At 74.2% G+C, this 18,965-nt stretch carries 17 protein-coding genes; 9 read left to right on the top strand and 8 right to left on the bottom strand.

The genetic code is table 11. The features are described 5' to 3' along the window. Window positions 1-21 precede the first annotated feature (21 nt). Window positions 22-687 carry a hypothetical protein gene (locus ACI784_RS11405; protein ID WP_457013556.1) on the bottom strand — a complete coding sequence of 222 codons (666 nt, stop codon included), beginning with the start codon at window positions 685-687 and terminating at the stop codon, window positions 22-24. A gap of 188 nt (window positions 688-875) precedes the next feature. On the opposite strand from ACI784_RS11405, the gene ACI784_RS11410 reads away from it, so the two are divergent. Both ACI784_RS11410 and neuC read left to right on the top strand, forming a co-directional pair. Then, window positions 876-1,925, top strand: a complete 1,050-nt coding sequence (locus tag ACI784_RS11410; RefSeq protein ID WP_457013557.1) for an N-acetylneuraminate synthase family protein — start codon at window positions 876-878, stop codon at window positions 1,923-1,925. After that, window positions 1,922-3,076, top strand: coding sequence for a UDP-N-acetylglucosamine 2-epimerase (gene neuC / locus ACI784_RS11415; protein ID WP_457013558.1), 1,155 nt, complete (start codon window positions 1,922-1,924; stop codon window positions 3,074-3,076). The genes ACI784_RS11410 and neuC overlap by 4 nt, the downstream gene beginning before the upstream one ends. Window positions 3,077-3,084: 8 nt before the next feature. Here neuC and ACI784_RS11420 read toward each other — a convergent pair whose 3' ends face one another. Together ACI784_RS11420 and ACI784_RS11425 are read right to left on the bottom strand one after the other, a co-directional pair. Further along, on the bottom strand, window positions 3,085-3,792 hold the full coding sequence (locus tag ACI784_RS11420; RefSeq protein WP_457013559.1) for an acylneuraminate cytidylyltransferase family protein: 708 nt from the start codon (window positions 3,790-3,792) through the stop codon (window positions 3,085-3,087). Continuing rightward, window positions 3,789-4,289, bottom strand: a complete 501-nt coding sequence (locus ACI784_RS11425; protein WP_457013560.1) for a GtrA family protein — start codon at window positions 4,287-4,289, stop codon at window positions 3,789-3,791. The genes ACI784_RS11420 and ACI784_RS11425 overlap by 4 nt, the downstream gene beginning before the upstream one ends. Window positions 4,290-4,415: 126 nt before the next feature. On the opposite strand from ACI784_RS11425, the gene ACI784_RS11430 reads away from it, so the two are divergent. From ACI784_RS11430 to ACI784_RS11445, 4 genes are all read left to right on the top strand, one after another. Beyond that, the gene (locus tag ACI784_RS11430; protein WP_457013561.1) at window positions 4,416-5,633 is read left to right on the top strand and encodes a 5-(carboxyamino)imidazole ribonucleotide synthase; all 1,218 of its coding nucleotides are present in this window, start codon (window positions 4,416-4,418) and stop codon (window positions 5,631-5,633) included. After that, on the top strand, window positions 5,630-6,142 hold the full coding sequence (purE, locus tag ACI784_RS11435) for a 5-(carboxyamino)imidazole ribonucleotide mutase (protein WP_457013562.1): 513 nt from the start codon (window positions 5,630-5,632) through the stop codon (window positions 6,140-6,142). The genes ACI784_RS11430 and purE overlap by 4 nt, the downstream gene beginning before the upstream one ends. Window positions 6,143-6,191: 49 nt before the next feature. Then, a complete protein-coding gene (locus ACI784_RS11440) occupies window positions 6,192-7,349 on the top strand; it encodes an acyl-CoA dehydrogenase family protein (RefSeq protein WP_457013563.1) in 1,158 nt (385 codons plus the stop codon). Between the two features lie 98 nt (window positions 7,350-7,447). After that, on the top strand, window positions 7,448-9,118 hold the full coding sequence (locus tag ACI784_RS11445) for a SpoIIE family protein phosphatase (protein WP_457013564.1): 1,671 nt from the start codon (window positions 7,448-7,450) through the stop codon (window positions 9,116-9,118). A 39-nt stretch (window positions 9,119-9,157) separates the two neighbouring features. On the opposite strand, the gene ACI784_RS11450 is transcribed toward ACI784_RS11445, so the two are convergent. The 5 genes from ACI784_RS11450 to ACI784_RS11470 are packed head-to-tail and all read right to left on the bottom strand — an operon-like array spanning window position 9,158 to window position 13,889. After that, window positions 9,158-9,979, bottom strand: a complete 822-nt coding sequence (locus ACI784_RS11450) for a DUF1028 domain-containing protein (RefSeq protein ID WP_456925658.1) — start codon at window positions 9,977-9,979, stop codon at window positions 9,158-9,160. Between the two features lie 28 nt (window positions 9,980-10,007). Beyond that, entirely contained in the window at window positions 10,008-10,679 is a 672-nt protein-coding gene (locus tag ACI784_RS11455; protein WP_457013565.1) for a CoA transferase subunit B, read from the bottom strand. Window positions 10,680-10,681: 2 nt separating this feature from the next. Beyond that, window positions 10,682-11,485 carry a CoA transferase subunit A gene (locus tag ACI784_RS11460; RefSeq protein WP_457013566.1) on the bottom strand — a complete coding sequence of 268 codons (804 nt, stop codon included), beginning with the start codon at window positions 11,483-11,485 and terminating at the stop codon, window positions 10,682-10,684. Window positions 11,486-11,526: 41 nt separating this feature from the next. After that, window positions 11,527-12,318: a TIGR03089 family protein gene (locus ACI784_RS11465; RefSeq protein ID WP_457013567.1), complete on the bottom strand. Its 792-nt coding sequence runs from the start codon at window positions 12,316-12,318 to the stop codon at window positions 11,527-11,529. Then, window positions 12,318-13,889: an LCP family protein gene (locus ACI784_RS11470; RefSeq protein WP_457013568.1), complete on the bottom strand. Its 1,572-nt coding sequence runs from the start codon at window positions 13,887-13,889 to the stop codon at window positions 12,318-12,320. Before ACI784_RS11470 ends, ACI784_RS11465 begins: the two co-directional genes overlap by 1 nt. Before the next feature lie 324 nt (window positions 13,890-14,213). Here ACI784_RS11470 and rfbB point away from each other — a divergent pair, with 324 nt between their 5' ends. The 3 genes from rfbB (at window position 14,214) to ACI784_RS11485 (ending at window position 18,892) form a co-directional block, all read left to right on the top strand. Further along, window positions 14,214-15,209 carry a dTDP-glucose 4,6-dehydratase gene (gene rfbB, locus ACI784_RS11475; RefSeq protein ID WP_457013569.1) on the top strand — a complete coding sequence of 332 codons (996 nt, stop codon included), beginning with the start codon at window positions 14,214-14,216 and terminating at the stop codon, window positions 15,207-15,209. Beyond that, window positions 15,206-16,105: a dTDP-4-dehydrorhamnose reductase gene (gene rfbD / locus ACI784_RS11480; protein ID WP_457013570.1), complete on the top strand. Its 900-nt coding sequence runs from the start codon at window positions 15,206-15,208 to the stop codon at window positions 16,103-16,105. Before rfbB ends, rfbD begins: the two co-directional genes overlap by 4 nt. A 180-nt stretch (window positions 16,106-16,285) precedes the next feature. Then, window positions 16,286-18,892 (top strand): N-acetylmuramoyl-L-alanine amidase, encoded by a 2,607-nt coding sequence (locus ACI784_RS11485; RefSeq protein WP_457013571.1) that lies wholly within the window; start codon window positions 16,286-16,288, stop codon window positions 18,890-18,892. Window positions 18,893-18,965: the final 73 nt, after the last annotated feature.

Raw genomic sequence — 18,965 nt, forward strand, 5'->3', positions numbered from 1 at the left:
AGCGGGTCGCGGTCGCTCCGGTCAGGCCCACACGTGCGCGCGGCCCTCGTCGACCCACCGCCGCAGCAGCTGCGACTCCGCCGCGAGCCGGTGCTCGGGGGTGATGGGCATGGTCGCCCCGGACGCGTGCTGCCAGCTCGTCTGGGTGGCGTCGTCGATGAAGGAGTAGCCGCACAGCTCCAGGCGGGCGTCCGGGAAGGCGTCGTGCGCCCACCAGGCGGCCATCGTCCCCGTCGTGGACCACACACCGTCCCTCGTGCTGTCCAGCCCCATCTCGGCCGACAGCCGCAGGGTGAGGTCGGCGTTGTTCAGGTGCACCTGGCCGAGGTCGGAGGGCCACCAGTCGGGGACGGTCTCCCGCTCCCAGTGCAGCCGCCCCGGCTCGACCAGCAGGTACAGCCGGTCCTGGTAGTCCTCGAAGAACCAGCGGGTGGCGACGAGGCCACGGTGGAAGAAGACGGCGTCCACCCGCCGTCCGTACGTCGGTTCCTCGAGGTCCTCGTCGAGCCGGAAGCTGTTGACGCGGATGACCAGGTCGCAGGCCTCGACCGCGGCGACGCGCTCCGCCGAGGGCTCCAGCGGCTTGTTGCCGAGGACGGCGATGGAGCGGACCCGCGGGTCCCGCGCATACGTCCTGGCGAGCTCGCGGACGCGGTTGCGTCGCTGCTCGCCCGCCGTCTCGCCCATCTGTCTCCTCGCCGGCCGCGGATCAGCAGCCGCCGATGGTAGAGCGCCCCGCGAACCCGGCGGCCGGACGTCGTCGATCGGCGGGCCTCGGCCGTGCCCCGCGCGGCACCGCTGTGACGGTGGGGGCGGGTGGGGCTGGACTGGCTCGGTCGGGCCGGCCCCGGAGCGGGTCCTCTACCGTGGGGTGCATGTCGGCGCCAGCCCCGAACATGACCATCGGTACCCGCACCGTGGGGCCCGGACACCGCCCGCTCGTCGTCGCCGAACTCGGCATCAACCACGACGGCGACCTCGACCGGATGCACCGCATGATCGACGACGCGGCCGACAGCGGCGTGGAGTGCGTGAAGTTCCAGTCGCACGTCGTCGAGGACGAGATGATCCCCAACGACGTCGTCCCGGGGAACGCGACCGAGTCGATCTACACCATGATGCAGCGCTGCGCCCTCTCCGCCGCCGAGGAGAAGGACTGCTTCGCGCACGCGCGTGACCGCGGCATGATCGCTCTCTCCACCCCGTTCAGCCGCGCGGCGGCCGACCGGCTGGCCGAGCAGGACGTCCCCGCCTTCAAGATCGGTTCGGGGGAGTGCAACAACTACCCCCTGGTGCGGCACATCGCCTCGTTCGGCAAGCCGGTGCTGCTGAGCACGGGGATGAACGACGTCGACACGATCCGTCCGTCGGTCGAGCTCCTGCGTGAGCACGGGGTCCCGTTCGCGCTGATGCACTGCACCAGCCTGTACCCGACGCCGCCGGAGAAGGTGCGACTGGGAGGCATCGCCGAGCTCGCCGCAGCCTTCCCCGACGCGGTCCTCGGGCTCTCGGACCACACCACGTCCATCTACGCGTGCCTCGGCGCAGTGGCCGTCGGGGCGGACGTCCTCGAGCGGCACTTCACCTCGGACATGGCGTGGCCCGGGCCGGACATCCCGATCTCGAGTCTCCCGGCGGACTTCAGCCGGCTGATCGAGGGCGCGGACACGCTCGCGCTGGCGCGCGGCGGCCGCAAGGAGATCCTCCCCGAGGAGCAGCCCACGATCGACTTCGCCTACGCGTGCGTCGTGACGATCGCGCCCGTGGCGGCCGGTGAACCGTTCACGGTCGACAACGTCTGGGTGAAGCGTCCCGGGACCGGTGAGTTGAAGGCCGCCGACTACGACGCCGTGCTCGGTCGCTCGGCCGTCCGTGACCTGCCTGCGGACCAGCAGCTGGGCTGGGCCGACGTCGCGGCCGGATGAGCGGAGCAGTTCCGTCGGTCCCCCCGATACGGCGGGTCATCGGGATCACCGGTACCCGTGCGGACTTCGGGAAGATGCGTGACGTCTTCCTGGGCCTGCAGGATGCGGAGGAGATCGAGTTCTCCCTCGTCGTCACCGGCATGCACCTGCTGCACCGGTACGGCTACACGGTCCGGGAGATCGAACGTGCCGGGCTGCGGCGGGTGCACCACGTGCCGAACCAGGTCGAGGACGAGCCGATGGCTCTGGTCCTCGCCAACAGCCTGAACTCGGTCGCCCGGCTGCTGCTCGCCGAGAACGCCGACATGGTGCTCGTACACGGTGACCGCGTCGAGGCGCTGGCCGGCGGTCTCGCCGGCAGCCTCACGAACACCCGTGTCGCCCACGTGGAGGGCGGTGAGGTCTCCGGCACGATCGACGACTCGATCCGGCACTCGCTGACCAAGCAGGCGCACGTGCACTTCCTCGCGAACGAGGACGCCCGCAGGCGGGTGCTGCAGCTGGGTGAGGGGGACGACCGGATCTTCGTCGTGGGGAGTCCTGAGATCGACGCCCTGGCTGCTGCCTCGAGCAGTCCCCTCGGCCCGGTCCAGGACCGGTACGGGACCCCCGACCCGCCTTTCGGCATCGTGGCGATGCACCCGGTCACCACGGAGTACGCCACCAACAGGCAGCAGGCGGACCAGCTGGTCGACGCCGTCCTCCGGCTCGGCGGTTCGTGGGTCGTCATCGACCCCAACAACGACGAGGGGACGCCGGACATCCGGGCCGCTCTGGAGCGGCTGGACGGCCGTCCCGGCATCGTGCGGCTGCCCTCGATGCGGTTCTCCGCCTATCTGACGCTGTTGCGGCACGCGGAGGTGATCGTGGGCAACTCCAGCAGCGGCGTCCGCGAGGCACCCGTGCTCGGCACTCCCGCCGTCGACGTCGGCACCCGCCAGGACGGCCGGTCACCGGCCCGGTCCGTCCAGCACGTCGAGGCCACCGCCGAGGCGATCGTCGCGGCCGTCGAGCGGGCCCGCGCCGGAGGGCGGTCTGCCCCCGAGGAGCACTTCGGCTCCGTGGGCGCCGCCGCCCGCATCGTCGCGACCCTCAGGGACGACGCCGTGTGGCGACTCCCCCTGCAGAAGCGGTTCATCGACCGCTGCTGAGCTCGGGGTCAGCTCTCGTCGATGCGCCGGGCCGCCTCGCGGGCCCGTTCGAGGTCCTCGCGGGTGTCGATGTCGATGCTGCGCTCCGGCGGCATCTCCACCACGGCCACCTCGGGGACGACGACGGCGGAGTGCGATCGCATCGCACCCAGCGTGGTGGCGTAGACCGCACCGTTGATGCGGACCGCCGCCGGCAGGTCCTGCCGGGGCGCCTCGAGGTCCGGCCACGTGTGGACGGGGCGCGCGCGGCCCTCCGGGGAGACGAGCAGTTGCTTGAAGGGGTGGTGGTCCAGCGGGGTGGCGGTGAGCGTGGTCTGCACGTCGCCGTCGGCGTGGCGGGCGAGGACGGCCAGGACGTCCTCCGGCACCCGCAGCGGCGAGGTGGGCTGCAGCAGGAGGACGGTCGCGTCGGCCGGGAGGGCCAGGGTGTCGGCGACGTGGAGGAGCGCGGTCACGGTCCGGCTGTCTCCCGTGGACAGCTCGGCCGGGCGGTGGACGACGGTCGCGCCCAGCCGTTCGGCCTCGGCGGCGATGGCCGTGCCGTCCGTGGTGACGACCACCTCGGCGACGCCGGCCCCGCGTGCGCAGTCGACGGCGCGGGCGACGAGGCTCCGCTGACCGACGGTCATCAGGTTCTTGCCCGGCAACCCACGGGACCCCGCCCGGGCGGGGACGACCGCGACGACCCGGCGTCGGGCCCCGACCAGCCCGCTCACGCCTTCATCGACGCCGGGTCGCCGACGAGTCCACGTGCCTGCGCGTCGACGTGGTCGGTGCGCGCGGGGAACACCCAGTGGCGGTACGCGAGGAAGCGGATCACGGTTCCCAGCCCGATGGACACGATGTTCGTGAGCTGCAGTGTCCAGGCGCTCTCCTGGCCGAGCGGATACCGGACCAGGGCCACCATCGCGACGCCGAGGCCGAGCGTCAGCCCGTTGACGACGGCGAACCGCAGGGACTCCCGGCGGAGGCCGGTGCGGGCCCGGTGCGAGAACGACCAGAAGCGGTGGCCGATGAAGGCGACCGTCATGGAGATCCCCGTCGCCAGGAGCTTGGCGGCCACCGCGTTGACGCCCACCGTGGCGTAGAGCAGCTGGAAGAGACCGAGGTCGACCACGAAGGCGACACCACCCACGGCGCCGAAGGCACTCAGCTCGTGCAGCAGGCGCTGAGGCAGGCGCCCGCCCGACCGGTGAGGCTGGCCGACGGACACGCGACACAGTCTAGGGACGTGGGAGTCGCGGCCGGCGGCGGCGGCGGGCGCTCGTGTCGCACGGGCCGTGCCCCGCTCGCGGGCGGCGGAGGCCGAGCAGGAGCGTCCGGCTAGCCTGGGCCCACCATGGCCGTGACACTCGACCCGCGCACCGGGCTGCCCGTCGTCGCGATGGTCGGTGGCGGGCAGCTGGCCCGCATGACGCACCAGGCGGCGATCGCCCTCGGCCAGTCGCTGCGGGTGCTCGCGACCGGCCCGGACGAGTCCGCGCCGCTGATCGCCGCCGACGTCCGGCTCGGCGACCACCGCGACCTCGAGGCGCTGCTGGCCGTCGCCGAGGGCGCCACGGTCGTGACCTTCGACCACGAGCACGTCCCCACCGAGCACCTGCACGCGCTCGAGGCCGCCGGGCACCGCGTCGCTCCCGGGCCGGAGGCCCTGGTGCACGCGCAGGACAAGCTGGTCCTCCGGCGGGCGCTGGCCGAGGCGGGGGAGCCGCAGCCCGCGTGGGCCGAGGTGGCCTCCGTCGACGAGGTCGCCGCCTTCGGTGACCGGCACGGCTGGCCGGTGGTCGTCAAGACGCCGCGGGGCGGCTACGACGGGCGCGGGGTGTTCGTCGTGGCCACCGCGGACGACGTCGCGGAGCTCTTCACCCGGTACGACGTCCTGCTCGCCGAGCAGCGGGTCCCGATGGTCCGGGAGCTGTCGGCGCTGGTCGCACGCTCGCCCTTCGGCCAGGTCGCCGTCTGGCCCGTGGTCGAGACCGTGCAGCGCGACGGCATCAACACCGAGGTGCTCGCGCCGGCGCCGGGCCTGGACGAGGCCACCGCGACCGCCGCCCAGGAGCTCGCGGTGCGGGTGGCCGACCGGGTCGGCGTCGTCGGGGTCATGGCCGTGGAGCTGTTCCAGACGGCGGACGGCGTCCTGGTCAACGAGCTGGCCATGCGCCCCCACAACTCCGGGCACTGGACGATCGAGGGTGCGCGCACCAGCCAGTTCGAGCAGCACCTGCGGGCCGTCCTGGACTACCCGCTGGGCTCCACCGGGATGACCGCGCCGGTCGTGGTGATGGCCAACGTGCTGGGCGGCCGCGCCGCGGCGGAGGGCTGGGCCGGTCCCGGGCTCGACGAGCGGGTCCACCACCTCATGGCGCACTGGCCCGACGTGAAGCTGCACTGGTACGGCAAGGGCCAGCGCCCCGGCCGCAAGCTCGGCCACGTGACGGCGCTGGGGGACGACCTCGACGAGGTGCGGGCCCGCGCCGTGGCCGCGGCGCGCTACCTGTCCGACGGCGAGATCGACCCGGCCTTCGCGTTCGCGACCGAGCACCGAGGAGCCCCGTGAACAGCGCCCCTGGCCCCGTCGTCGGCATCGTCATGGGCAGCGACTCCGACTGGCCGATGATGGAGCCCGCGGCCGAGGCCCTCGCCGAGTTCGGCGTCCCGTACGAGGTGCACGTCGTCTCCGCCCACCGCACCCCCCGCCGGATGCTCGACTACGCCGAGGCGGCCGCCGGCCGCGGGTTGCGCGTGGTCATCGCCGGCGCCGGGGGAGCGGCCCATCTGCCCGGGATGGTCGCCGCGGCCACGCCGCTGCCGGTGATCGGCGTCCCGCGGCCGCTGGACCGCCTCGACGGCCTGGACAGCCTGCTGTCGATCGTGCAGATGCCGGCCGGCGTGCCGGTGGCGACGGTGTCCATCGGCGGGGGCCGCAACGCCGGGCTGCTCGCCGTCCGCGTCCTGGCCGCGGCCGACCCGGAGCTGCGGGCGGCCGTGCAGCGCTTCCAGACCGAGCTGGCCGACGCGGTCGTGGCCCGGGACGCGGCGCTGCAGGAGCGGCTCGCCTCCTCCTGACGGGGGCGCGTGCGTCGTCTCCGGGGCCGCCGGGTCCTACCATCTACCCGTGGGTAACAACGCCGGCGGGCTGTACGCGCTGACCGAGGAGCACGACGCGATCCGGGCCGCGGTCCGGGACATCGCCGAGCGGGAGATCGCCCCGTTCGCCGCCGAGGTGGACGCCGAGTCCCGCTACCCGATCGAGGCCCAGAAGGCGCTGACCGCCGCGGGCTTCCACGCCACCCACATCCCCGAGGAGTACGGCGGCGAGGGCGCGGATCCGATCGCGACCTGCATCGTCATCGAGGAGGTCGCCCGCGTCGACGCGTCGGCCTCGCTGATCCCGGCGGTCAACAAGCTGGGCTCGATGCCGATCATCCTGTCCGCGTCGGAGGAGCTCAAGCAGGCCGTGCTGCCCTCGATCGCGGCCGGTGAGGCGATGATCAGCTACGGCCTGTCGGAGCGGGAGGCCGGCTCGGACGCCGCCGCGATGCGGACCCGTGCCCGCCGCGAGGGCGACTCCTGGGTGCTCAACGGCACCAAGGCGTGGATCACCAACTCCGGGGTCTCCTCCTGGTACACGGTCATGGCCGTCACCGATCCGGAGAAGGGGGCCAACGGCATCTCGGCGTTCGTCGTCCACGAGGACGACCCGGGCTTCGCCGTCGGGCCCAAGGAACGGAAGATGGGCATCAAGGGCTCGCCGACCTGCGAGCTGTACTTCACCGACTGCACCATCCCGGCCGACCGGATCATCGGCGAGCCCGGCACCGGCTTCAAGACCGCGCTGCGGACGCTGGACTTCACCCGCCCGACCATCGGCGCGCAGGCCGTCGGCATCGCCCAGGGCGCCCTGGACGCCGCCGTGGAGTACACCCGCGACCGCAGGCAGTTCGGCCGGGCCGTGGCCGACTTCCAGGGCGTGCAGTTCATGCTCGCCGACATGGCCATGCAGATCGAGGCCGCCCGGCACCTGGTCTACGTCGCCGCCGCCCGCGGCGAGACCGGCGGTCCGGACCTCGGCCGGCTGTGCGCCTCGGCCAAGGCGTTCGCCTCCGACGTCGCCATGCAGGTGACCACCGACGCCGTCCAGCTGTTCGGCGGCGCCGGCTACACCCAGGACTTCCCGGTCGAGCGGATGATGCGCGACGCCAAGATCACCCAGATCTACGAGGGCACCAACCAGATCCAGCGCATGGTGATCGCGCGGAGCCTGCTCAGGTAGGCCGCGGGCGGAGAGCGTCGTCCCGGGGATCGGATCTGCCGTAGCCTCTGCACACCCCCCAGGGGCGCGGGGGCGGTCTCGACGGAGCCGGGGTCGCGGTGGGCACGACGCTCTCCCCGCGGGGTGCGGACGCGGTCGCACGCCCGGAGGCGCGTGAGGAGCCGGTCGCCTCCTTCGACCGCGACTGGTGCATCCGCTCCGTCAGCCCGGCCCTCGCCCGGTTGCTCGGCCGGACCGTGGCGGAGCTGGTGGGCCGCACCATCTGGGTCGCGCTGCCCGAACTGGGCGGCACGATCTTCCACAGCTTCCTGCTCCGGGCCCGCAGCACCGGGACGCCGGTGACCTGGTCGGGCTTCTACCCGCCGGCCGGCCGGTGGCTCGAGGCCACGGCGGTCGTCGAGGACGACCTGCTGCAGGTGACGGCGCGGGTGGTCGCGGGCGGGCGGGCCGGGCACCTCGCCGACGCCGCGGCGGCCCGGCAGCCGGGCGAGGGCGCCGACCGGCTGCGCTTCCTGGCCGAGGTCAGCGAGACCCTGATCGCCACGCTGGACACCGGCGAGGCCGCGACCCGGCTGGCCGAGGTGGCGACGCGGCGGCTGTGCGACTGGGCGTTCGTCGCGCTGCGCGGCGAAGACGGCCGCCTCGGCGAGGACGCCTGGGCACACCGCGACCCGGCCCGGCGCGCCGACCTGCAGACCTACCTCACCGGGCGGCTGCGGGACGCCGGCGACGCCGTCCTGCACAAGGCGCTGCTGTCGGGCGCGCCGGTGCAGATGACGACGATGGACCCCGCGCGGGTGGCCCCGACCCTGCCCACCGAGGAGGTCCGCGCGGCCTGGCGGCGGCTGGGCACCACCTCGTGCCTGATCGTGCCGCTGCGCGCCCGCGGGGAGACCTTCGGCGCGATGGCGCTGCTCAACGCCGGTGACCGGCCGCCGCACAGCGAGATGGAGATCGCCACCGCCGTCGAGGTCGCCCGCCGCGGCGCGCTCGCCCTGGACAACGCCCGTCTCTACGGCCGGCAGCTCACCGTCGCCGTGACCCTGCAGCACAGCCTGCTCACCCCGCCGCCGCGACCGGAGGGTCTGCAGGTCGCCGTGCGGTACCGGCCGGCCGCGGCCCACCAGCAGGTCGGCGGCGACTGGTACGACGCGTTCACCCGGCCCGACGGGGCCACCCTGCTGGTCATCGGCGACGTCGTCGGGCACAACGTCGCCGCCGCGGCGGCGATGGGGCAGATCCGCAGCATGCTCCGGGCCATCGCCTTCGACCGGGCCGAGAGCCCGGCCCGGGTGCTGACCCGGGTCGACGCCGTCCTCGCCGGCCTGCGCGTCGGCACGCTCGCCACCACCCTGGTCGCGCACGTCGAACCGCCGCACCCGGCCGACGGGGCGTGCACGCTGCACTGGTCGTCCGCCGGGCACCTGCCCCCGCTCCTCGCGCACCCGGCCGGCACCGTGGACGTGCTCGACCGCCCGCCCGAGCGCCTCCTCGGCACCGACGCGCCCGGTCCGCACACCGACCACGAGGCGCGGCTGTGCCCCGGTGACACCCTGCTGCTCTACACCGACGGCCTGGTCGAGCACGGCCGCCGGGTCCTCGACGACGGCATCGCCGAGCTCACCGACGTCCTCGGCGGGCTCGCGACGCTGCCGCTGGACCGGCTCTGCGACCGGCTGCTCGACCGCCTCGTCACCGGGGGCACCGACGACGACATCGCGCTGCTCGCCGTCCGGTGCCACCCGAGGGACGGCGGGCCGGCCGGCTGACCCCGGCCCGGCCGCAGGCCACGCGCGGCGGCGACCGGCTCACTCGAGCAGGCGCGAGACCCCCGACAGCCGGGAGTCGCCGGCCATCGCCGACAGCCAGGCCGACCAGCCGGGGCGGGCCCGCATCGCCTCCAGGGCGGCGCGGGCCCCGGCCCGGTCGCCGCGCTGCGAGGCGGCCAGCGCCGCGTAGAGGTCGCGGGACCCCTCGGGGGCGAACAGCGCCAGGTGCTCGTAGTCGCGCTCGTCGTAGGCGCGCTGCAGGTTGCGCAGCATCCGCAGCTGCGCCACCGGGTCGCCGGAGTCGTCGACCCGCAGGTCCATCCGGACGCCGTCGTCCTCGTCGGTGGCGGGGGAGCCGCTGACCACGAGCAGCGCCGCGGACTGCCGGCCGCGCACGTCGCCGCCGGCGTCCTGCCCGGCGGTCAGGGCGGCCAGCAGCCGGTCGGACAGGTCGCCGCGGGCCGCGGTGAACGCCTGCGCCATGGCCGGCAGCACCTCCGGGGAGGCGAGCATGTTGCCCTGGACGCTCATCCCGTCGCCGAGCACGTGCCCGCTGACCGGGAACGAGCCGCGGCCGGTGTCGGCGGCCACCCGGCCGGCGGTGTCGAGGACGGCGATCTGCCGGTCGGCGTCCTCGGCGGAGTGCGCCGCCCGCTTGACCAGGTCGGCGGGGGCGGCGCCGTCCGCCAGGCCGTGCAGCAGCGCCGGCCCCAGCCCGCGTCGGCTGCGGGCCTGGGCCGCCACGACGCCCACGCCCGGGCGGGCGGTCGGGACCGCCCGCCCGACGGCGAGGATGCAGGACGAGACGGCGATGCCCAGGTCCCCGGTGGCCGGGTCCCGAGCGACGACCGAGAAGGTCACCGCACCTCCTCGCCGCCGCCTGCCGCGGTCAGGCGACGGTGGCGGGCAGGGGCATCTCGTGGACGTCGTCGGCGATGGTGAGGGGGGCGCCGGTCTTGGCGGTGACCTCCTCGACGGGTACGCCGGGGGCGGTCTCGCGCAGGGTGAAGCCGGTGGGGGTGATGTCGATGACGGCGAGGTCGGTGATGATCCGGTCCACGCAGGCCCGCCCGGTCAGCGGCAGGGTGCACTCGGCGACGAGTTTGGCCGAGCCGTCGCGGGCGGTGTGCTCCATCATGATGATCACCCGCTTGGCGCCGTGGACGAGGTCCATCGCCCCGCCCATGCCGTTGACCATCTTGCCGGGGATCAGCCAGTTGGCCAGGTCTCCGCGCGGGTTGACCTGCATGGCGCCGAGCACGGCGACATCCAGGTGGGCGCCGCGGATCATGCCGAAGGACAGCGCGGAGTCGAAGAAGGCCGCGCCGGGCAGGATGGTGACGGTCTCCTTGCCGGCGTTGATCAGGTCCGGGTCCTCCTCGCCCTCGAACGGGTAGGGGCCCACGCCCAGGATGCCGTTCTCCGAGTGCAGCACCACGTGCACCCCGGCGGGCACGTGGTTGGGCACCAGGGTGGGCATGCCGATGCCCAGGTTGACGTACTGGCCGTCGGCCAGTTCGGCGGCGACGCGGGCGGCGAGCTGGTCGCGGGTCAGGGCCATGATCAGTTGCCTTCCTGCACGGCCTCGTCACCGGCGGCCGCGGGGGCGGCGGGGGCCGGGCGGGGGCGGGTGGTGAGCTTCTCGATCTTCTTGTCGCCGGGGTCGGCGGCCACGATCCGGTCGACGAACACCCCGGGCAGGTGCACCTGCTCGGGCACGATCTGCCCCGGTTCGACGATCCGCTCCACCTCGGCGATGGTGATCCGGGCGGCCATGCCGGCCAGCGGGTTGAAGTTGGCCGCCGACTCGTGGAACACCAGGTTGCCGTGCCGGTCCCCGAGCGCGGCGCGGACCAGCCCGAAGTCGGCGCGCAGCGCGGTCTCCAGCACGTACTGCACCCCGTCGAACTCGCGGATCTCCTTGGGCGGGGAGGTCTTGACCACCGCGCCTGCGGCGTCGTACAGGACCGGGATGCCGCCGTCGGCGACCATCGTGCCGACCCCGGTGGGGGTGTAGAAGGCCGGGATGCCCACCCCGGCCGCGCGCAGCCGCTCGGCCAGCGTGCCCTGCGGGGTCAGCTCCACCTCCAGCTGCCCGGACAGGTAGCGGCGGGCGACCTCCTTGGAGCCGCCCACGAAGCTGGAGATGGTCTTGCGGATCCGCCCGGCGTACAGCAGCACCCCCAGCGCCGCGTCGTCGACCCCGCAGTTGTTGCTGATCGTGGTCAGGTCCGTGCTGCCCCGCTCCAGGAGCGCGTCGATCAGCGCGTACGGGATCCCGCACAACCCGAACCCGCCCACGGCCAGCACCGCACCGTCCGGGATGTCGGCCACCGCCGCGGCCGCACTCTCCACCACCTTGTCCATGCAGGAACCACCGTCCGTCCGGGCGGCTGGGCGCGACTGCGTCAGGCGGGGCGGCCCAGCTCGCGGATGCCCTCGATCGTGCAGCCGAGCGTAGCCGTGACCCGTTCGGACGCCGCGCGGGCGGCCAGCGTCCCGGGCACGGGCGCGTGGACGAGCACGATCGAGGCGCCGGCGGCCAGCGGGGCCAGCAGCCACGCCACCGGGCCGGCCTCGCCGGCGGTGCGCTCGTCGACGAGCACCCGGTCACCGGCGGTCAGCTCCAGCCGGCCGGCCAGCTCCCGGGCGGCGGCCACCAACCCGCCCAGGGTCAGCTCGAGCCCACCCAGCAGCAGCCCCGGCGCGGCCGGGTCCGGCTGCTGCCACGGGGTGAAGACGTCGCCGTGCGCGCGCACCTCGAGCGCGAAGTCGCGGGCCGGGCCGGCGTACCCGGTCATGCCCAGGCCCAGCGGGTGCAGCGACAGGCCCAGCAGCTCGGGCAGGTCCTGCTCCTCCAGCGGGGCCAGCCGGTCCTGCGCGGCCAGGACGACGTCGGCGCCGTCCAGCCGGCCGTCGTCCTCCGCCGCGGTGTCGAGCACCGTCGCGCCGCAGCTCCACACCGCCAGCAGCACCGCCGCCGTCTGCCAGTGGACCGGCAGCGCGACGGCCACGGTGCTGCCCGCGGTGACGTCGAACTCGTCCTGCAGCAGGTTGGCCGTCTTCGCCACCCAGTTGGCCAGCGTGGCGCCGGACAGCTCCACCCGCTCGCCGGTGGTGTCGTCGTAGTACGTGACGAGGGGCGCCGCGGCGTCGCGGCGGAGCGTGGCGGCGAGGAGCTCGGCGGGGGTGCCGGTCATCAGTTGATGCAGTCGGTGTCGGCCGCGGTGAAGGCGTCCTGGCCCTCCACCGGCTCCTGCGGCGCGGCCGGGTCGACGGCCTGGCCGACGCCGTTGAAGTCCGAGCCCAGGACCAGCTGCACCGTGCCGGGCGTGGCGTCGTCGCCGGCCTCGGTCACCGCGCCGGGGATGGCGGCGGCGAGGGTGGCGGCCAGCGCCTCGTCACCGGCGGCGAACCGGACGACGGTCTGGTCGTAGTCGGTGGAGTCGGCGTTGCCCGTGCTCCCGACGGCGAACCCGGCCGACCCCAGCTGGGTGCTGGCCTTCGCGGCCAGCCCGGAGACGCCCGAGCCGTTGTACACGTCCACCGTGACCTCGGACGGGGCGACCGTCGCCGGGGCCGCCGGAGCCTCCTCGGCGGGGGCCTCGGGCTCGGCCGACAGCTCGCTGAAGAACTGGTGCAGCGTGTCCTCGTCCTCGAGCCGGATGATCGACCGGTCCTGCTCGTCGCGGTCGGTGCCGACGTAGGGGATGGTCTGGAACTCGATGCTGCCGGCGGTGACCGACTGCATCTGGTCGGCCAGCGAGAACAGGTCCAGGGTCTTGTCCACGGTCAGCGACTCCGAGGCCGCCTGGACCAGCTGGCGCTGCTTGCCGAGGTCGAGCAGCACGTCGTCGGAGAGCATCTTGCGCAGCACGCCGGCGATGAACACCTGCTGGCGCACGATCCGGTCGAAGTCGCCGCGGGGCAGCCCGTGGCGCTGGCGGACGAACTTCAGCGCGTCGGCGCCGCTGATCGTCTGGACGCCGGCCGGGAAGACCGCACCCGACCAGCGGGAGTCGTCCACGGCCTCGCAGAGGTTCACCTCGACGCCGCCGACGACCGAGGTCAGGTTGAAGAAGCCGAGCAGGTCCACCTCGGCGTAGTGGTCGATCTGCAGGCCGGTCAGCTGGCTGATGGTCTGCACCAGCAGCTGCGCGCCGGCCGCCTGGCGCTGCTCGAGCGGCTGGTCCTCGGACGTCTCGGCGAATCCGTAGGCGTAGGCCGCGTTGAGCTTGTCCGAGCCGTGGCCGGGGATCTGCACGTAGGAGTCGCGCGGGAAGGAGACGAACGACGCGCGGGAGCCGTCGGCGGGCAGGTGGACCAGGATCATCGTGTCGGTGTTGATCCCGGAGTCGGTGCCGGCGTTGAGCTCGGCCAGCTGGTCCGGGGAGAGGTTGGCCCGGCTGTCGTTGCCCACGAGCAGCAGGTTCATGGCCTCGGGGGCCGTGCCGGTCTCGTCGTTGCCCTCGGTCGGGATCGCGTCGGTCCGGTTCACGGTGGCCTCGGCGACCTGGCCCAGGTACCAGCCCCAGCCGGAGCCGGCGAGCAGAGCCGCGGAGAGGACGCCGGCCACCGCGCGACCGGCGATGGCCCCGCGGCGCGTGCGGCGCGGCCCGGCGGTCCCGTCGGCGGCGCCGCCGGCCGGGCGCGACCCGGCAGCGGAGGAGCCGGTGCGTGAGGAGCCGGGGCGGCCCGCGCGCGGGTCCAGCCGGGCCGGCAGCTGCCGGCCGTCGCCGGACTCGGGGGTTCCGGGCTTCTTCGGGCTCACGTGGGACGTCCTTCCGTCTGCTCTGGTCCGCGCGGGCGGCGGCGCCGACACGCCGCGTCCGGGGGCCTGACCCCCCGCTCGCCGCCGTCGTCCAGCAGCGGGCATGACTCGGAGGCTGTCGGCGATGGTAGGTCGCCGGCGGGGTCCCGCGGGCGACGCGACGGCATGACACGGGGCGCGTGGGACCAACGGTGCAGGGTGGCCAGGCGGGACCGGTCCGTCCCCCTGCCGGCGCCTGACGCGCGGCTACCGTCCACCGGGGCGCGACACGCCTCACCCCTGCGGATGATGACCCGGGGGCACCCCGACGGGAGGATCGAGGCCATGCGCGTGCTCGTCACCGGGGGAGCGGGCTTCATCGGCTCCCACTACGTCCGGACCCTGCTCACGGGCGGCTACCCCGGCCACGAGGACGCCGAGGTGACCGTCTTCGACAAGCTCACCTACGCCGGCAACCTCGCCAACCTCGCCCCGGTGGCCGACAGCCCCCGGTTCCGCTTCGTCCGGGGCGACATCTGCAGCGCCGCCGACCTGGACGCGGCCCTGCCGGGGCACGACGCCGTGGTGAACTTCGCCGCCGAGTCGCACGTGGACCGCTCCATCTCCGGGGCGTCGGAGTTCGTGCTGACCAACGTGGTCGGCGCCCAGCAGGTCTTCGAGGCCGCGCTGCGCCACGGCGTCCGCCGGGTCGTGCACGTCTCGACCGACGAGGTCTACGGCTCCATCGACGAGGGCTCGTGGACCGAGGACCACCTGCTCGAGCCGAACTCGCCGTACTCCGCGGCCAAGGCCGGTGCCGATCTCATCGCCCGCGCCTACGCGAAGACCTACGGGCTCGACATCTCGATCACCCGCTGCAGCAACAACTACGGGCCGTACCACTTCCCGGAGAAGGTCATCCCGTTGTTCGTCACCAACCTGCTCGACGGGCAGAAGGTGCCGCTCTACGGCGAAGGCGCGAACGTCCGCGACTGGCTGTTCGTCGACGACCACTGCCGCGGCATCCAGCTCGTGCTGGAGAAGGGCCGGCCCGGCGAGTTCTACAACATCGGCGGCGGCCGGGAGCTGTCCAACAAGGAGCTCACCGAGAAGCTGCTCGAGGCGACCGGCCGCGACTGGAGCTACGTCGAGAACATCGTCGACCCGCGGGGCGGCGGTCACGACCTGCGCTACTCCGTCGACCACTCGAAGACCGCGGCCCTGGGCTACGCCCCGCGCATGACCTTCGAGGAGGGCCTCGCCCTCACCGTGCAGTGGTACCGCGACAACCGGGCCTGGTGGGAGCCGCTCAAGGCGGCGGCCGCCACCGCCCGGGCATGACCGACGCCGTCACCACCGCCTGGCTGGTCACCGGCGCCCGCGGTCAGCTGGGCGGAGACCTCCTCGCGGTCCTGGCCGGGCGACCGCAGGACGCGGTCACCGCGGTGGGCCGCGCCGAACTCGACCTCACCGACGAGGCGCAGGTGCGGACCGTCGTCCGCACGTGGCTGGCCGGGGCCCGCGCCCGCGGGCAGCGGCCCGTGGTGGTCAACGCCGCCGCCTACACCGCCGTCGACGCCGCCGAGACCGACGAGTCCACCGCCCTGCTGGTCAACGGCCGGGCCCCCGGCTGGCTGGCCGAGGAGCTGGCCGGGCACGGGCGGCTGGTGCACGTCTCCACCGACTACGTCTTCGACGGCACGGCGACCCGGCCGTACCCGGTGGACGCGCCGGTCGCGCCCCGCTCGGCCTACGGGCGCACCAAGGCGGCGGGGGAGCGGGCGGTCGCGGCCGCGGGCGGCGAGGCCGCCGTCGTCCGGACGTCGTGGGTCTACGGCGCGCACGGCACCAACTTCGTCCGCACCATGGCCGGGCGCGCCCTGTCCGGCGCGCCGGTCTCCGTGGTCGACGACCAGGTGGGGTCACCGACCTGGTCGGCCGATCTCGCCGCAGGCCTGGTGGCCCTGGGCGCCCGTCCGGAGCCGGCGCCGCCGGTGCTGCACCGCACCGACGAGGGCGCGGTCAGCTGGTTCGGCCTGGCCCGCGCGGTCTACGAGGAGGTCGGGGCGGACGCCGGACTGGTGAGCCCGACCACGACGGCCGCCTTCCCACGGCCGGCCCCCCGCCCGGCGTACTCGGTGCTCGACGGCTCCGCCTGGCGGGCCGCGGGGCTGCCCGCCCCGCGGCCGTGGCGGACGGCGCTGCACGAGGCGTTGAAGGGCTGGCCCTGGTCCTGAGGGCGTTCGCGGCGTGGTGCTGCTGGGGCCGGTGGGGCGGGACGGGCCGCGCGGGGCGACTTCCCGGCCGGCGCCAGCCTGTCGACTCAAGATCCGCCTGCGAGGTGCCGATCCTCCGGGGGAGAGATCTGTCCTCGATCGGGGGCAGCGACCGCCGCCGCCCCACTGGAGGACCACTTCGTGCGCCGCCTGTTCGCGGGACTGACTGCCTTCCTCGCCTTCTCGGGGACCATCCTCGTGCTGCCCGTCTACGCCGAGTCCACCCCGGAGGCCCAGCCGGTCACCACGTCCGTCGCCGAGGTCCCGCTGGGGTCGGTGGAGCAGCCCGCTCCTGACGCCGAGGTGCAGGAGGGCACGACCGATCCCGTGGCCGGCGTCCCGGTGGCCGCACCGACCCTCACCGTCACGCGCACGGGCGTCGCACCCTTCTCCCTCGTCGGGGTCACCTGGGCCTACGACCCGGAGGTCCGCGACGTCCTCGTCAACGTGCGCGTCCAGGACGCGGCAGGCGCGTGGGGGGAGTGGACCGAGGTCGGGCCGGAGGACGTGGGGGCCGACGCGGGCCAGGACGACGGCGCGGCACAGGACCGGCGGGCCGGCACCGCCCCGCTGTGGACCGGCCCCAGTACGGGCGTCGAGGTCGAGGTCGTGGCCCGGTCGGGCGCGACGCCGACCGACGTCCAGCTCGACCTGGTCGACCCGGGGTCGAGCCCGGCCGACGCCTCCCTGGGGACGCCGGACATCCAGGACACCGCGCAGGCGGCGATGGCCATGCCCGACGTGTACTCGCGTGCGCAGTGGGGGGCGGACGAGGGCATCCGGTCGTGGGACCCCGAGTACGCACCCACGATCAAGGCGGCCACGCTCCACCACACGGCCGACACGAACAACTACACCGCTGACCAGGTGCCGGCGATGATGCGGTCGATCTACCGGTACCACTCGGTCAGCCTCAACTGGGGCGACATCGGCTACAACGTCATCGTCGACAAGTTCGGTCGCCTGTGGGAGGGCCGCGCCGGCGGCCTGGCCAGCACCGTCATCGGCGCGCACGCCGGGGGCTTCAACACCGGCACCTTCGGCGTCTCGATGCTGGGCAACTACGACACGGTCGAGACGCCCCAGCCGATGATCGACGCCGTCGCCGCGATCATCGCCTGGAAGTTCGCGCTCTACGGCATCGATCCCCGCGGGACCACGGTGCTCACCTCCAAGGGCGGCGGGACGGCGAAGTACGCCGCCGGCCAGTCGGTGACGCTGCCGACGATCTTCGGTCACCGCGACGTCGGGAGCACGGCCTGTCCCGGCCGGTACGGGTACGCCCGGCTCGGGGAGATCCGGTCCGCGGTCGCGGCGCAGATGCCCGATCGCGGGGCGGACATGGCCGCCAGCTACGCCGCGGCCGGCGGTGCGGCCTCGCTCGGGAACCCGGTCGGCTCGCTGCAGACGGCGAACGGCGTGTCCTGGCAGGCCTACGACAAGGGCCGCGTGTACTGGAGTCCCACGACCGGGGCGACCGTGGTGAGGAACGGGCCCCTGCTCGACAAGTACCTCTCCTGGGGCGGCCCCGCCGCGCTCGGCGCACCCACGGCGGACCAGGCCGGCACGTGGAACGGCACGGGCAGCTACGTGCCCTTCGCCGGTGCCGGCATCTACTGGTCGGCGGCCACCGGTGCGCACGTCGTGAAGGGCGCGACCTTCGACACCTGGGCCCGGAGCGGCTGGGAGACCGGCGTCCTCGGGTTCCCGACCACCGACGAGACCACCACGCGCGGCGGCACCTACACGCACTTCCAGGGCGGGTCGATCTACTGGTCCCCGGCCACCGGCGCGAACCTCGTGAAGGGCGCGATCTACCAGGCGTGGGCCGCCCGGGGGTACGAGCTCGGAGAGCTCGGCTTCCCGACGCGGAACGAGACCAACGTGCCGGGAGGCACGTACAGCCTCTTCCAGGGCGGGGCCATCTACTGGTCGCCGGCCACGGGTGCCCGCATGGTGAAGGGCGCCATCTACGACGCGTGGGCGCGGTCCGGCTACGAGGGCGGGTCGCTCGGCTTCCCGACCAAGGACGAGACCAACGTCCGGGGCGGCACCTACAGCCTGTTCCAGCGCGGGGCGATCTACTGGTCGCCGGCCACCGGCGCCCACGTCGTGAAGGGCGCGATCTACGAGGCCTGGGCGCGCAACGGCTACGAGACCGGTCCGCTCGGGTTCCCGACCCGGGACGAGGCCAACGTCCGGGGCGGCACGTACAGCCTCTTCCAGGGCGGCGCCATCTACTGGTCGTCGGCCAGCGGTGCGCACATGGTCAAGGGCGCGATCTACGAGGCCTGGGCGCGCAACGGCTACGAGACCGGCTTCCTCGGCTTCCCGACCCGGGACGAGACCAACGTCCGGGGCGGCACCTACAGCCTCTTCCAGGGCGGCGCCGTCTACTGGTCGCCCGCCGGCGGTGCGCACTTCGTCAAGGGCGCCATCTACGACCGGTGGGCCGCCAGCGGCTACGAGACGGGCCCGCTGGGCTTCCCCACCAAGGACGAGACCAACACCACGGGCGGGACCTACAGCACCTTCGCCGGCGGCGGGATCTACTGGTCGCCGAACACCGGCGCACGGGCGGTCACGGGCGCGGCCTACGACCTCTACCTGCGGCTCGGTTCCGAGCGAGGTGCGCTGGGCTTCCCCACGACGGACGCCCAGCCCTACTCCGGCGGTACGCGCCACGACTTCCAGGGCGGCTCCATCTTCGTCGACGCCCGGGGGACCGCCACCGTCTCTGCGCGCTGACCGCCGCACCGTCCGCCGGCCGCCGGTCGGGGCACCCGCCTCGACCGGTGCCGGAGGGCCGTGCGTCCACCGA

The sequence above is a fragment of the Geodermatophilus sp. SYSU D01186 genome (genome assembly GCF_054050215.1).

Excerpts from the sequence above, each read along its gene's own strand:
- ACI784_RS11405 (WP_457013556.1), bottom strand. The coding sequence starts at position 687 with ATGGGCGAGACGGCGGGCGAGCAGCGACGCAACCGCGTCCGCGAGCTC.
- ACI784_RS11410 (WP_457013557.1), top strand. The coding sequence starts at position 876 with ATGTCGGCGCCAGCCCCGAACATGACCATCGGTACCCGCACCGTGGGG.
- neuC (WP_457013558.1), top strand. The coding sequence starts at position 1,922 with ATGAGCGGAGCAGTTCCGTCGGTCCCCCCGATACGGCGGGTCATCGGG.
- ACI784_RS11430 (WP_457013561.1), top strand. The coding sequence starts at position 4,416 with ATGGCCGTGACACTCGACCCGCGCACCGGGCTGCCCGTCGTCGCGATG.
- ACI784_RS11455 (WP_457013565.1), bottom strand. The coding sequence starts at position 10,679 with ATGGCCCTGACCCGCGACCAGCTCGCCGCCCGCGTCGCCGCCGAACTG.
- ACI784_RS11460 (WP_457013566.1), bottom strand. The coding sequence starts at position 11,485 with ATGGACAAGGTGGTGGAGAGTGCGGCCGCGGCGGTGGCCGACATCCCG.
- ACI784_RS11465 (WP_457013567.1), bottom strand. The coding sequence starts at position 12,318 with ATGACCGGCACCCCCGCCGAGCTCCTCGCCGCCACGCTCCGCCGCGAC.
- rfbB (WP_457013569.1), top strand. The coding sequence starts at position 14,214 with ATGCGCGTGCTCGTCACCGGGGGAGCGGGCTTCATCGGCTCCCACTAC.
- rfbD (WP_457013570.1), top strand. The coding sequence starts at position 15,206 with ATGACCGACGCCGTCACCACCGCCTGGCTGGTCACCGGCGCCCGCGGT.